We start from the raw sequence: 713 nt of genomic DNA, 5'->3' as shown, positions 1-713 counted from the left end.
ATGATGTTGATCCTCGGCTGGCCGACGAAGCGGGCGACCTCGATATGAGCGGGATCGTTGTAGATCGCCTCGGGCGCGGCGAGTTGCAGCAGATTGCCGCCGATCATCACCGCCACGCGGTCGGCCATCGACAGCGCCTCCGCCTGGTCATGCGTCACATAGAGCGTCGGCACGCCGGCGCGCCGGTGCAGTTCGACGATCTCGCCACGGGCATGGACGCGCAGATTGGCGTCGAGGTTGGACAGAGGTTCGTCCATCAGGAAGATGCTGGGATGGCGCACCATGGCGCGCGCCAGCGCGACGCGCTGCCGCTGCCCACCTGACATCTGACCAGGCTTGCGGTCGAGCAGATGATCGATCTTGAGCACCGTCGCCATCTCGCGGACATCGCGCGAAATCCCGGCCCGGATCTCCTTCTGGCCCGGCAGGGCCGAGCCGACCAGCGGCAGGCGCTGTGTCCGGCTCAACCGCTTCATGGCCAGCGGAACGGCAATGTTCTGGCCGGCCGTCAGATGCGGATAGAGCGCGTAGGACTGGAACACCATGGCGATGTTGCGATCGGCCGCGGCGACCGCCGACATGTCCTTGCCGCCAACGAAGATCTCGCCGCTGTCGGCATGATCGAGCCCAGCAAGGATGCGCAGCAAGGTGCTCTTGCCGCAGCCCGAGGGGCCGACGAGAGCGATGAACTCGCCCGCTTCGGCATCGAGGCT

The 713-nt window shown here is 66.3% G+C and carries 1 protein-coding gene; it reads right to left on the bottom strand.

Features of this window, described 5'->3' with window-relative positions:
* Positions 1 to 713 (bottom strand): ABC transporter ATP-binding protein (locus EOA36_RS36480; protein ID WP_145969557.1); only part of this gene is annotated, 713 nt, incomplete at both ends.

It is taken from the genome of Mesorhizobium sp. M8A.F.Ca.ET.021.01.1.1 (genome assembly GCF_003998025.1).
In the GTDB taxonomy this organism is placed as follows: domain Bacteria; phylum Pseudomonadota; class Alphaproteobacteria; order Rhizobiales; family Rhizobiaceae; genus Mesorhizobium.
Note: the sequence above shows the minus strand (reverse complement) of the source record. Positions and strands in the feature narration are given on the sequence as shown.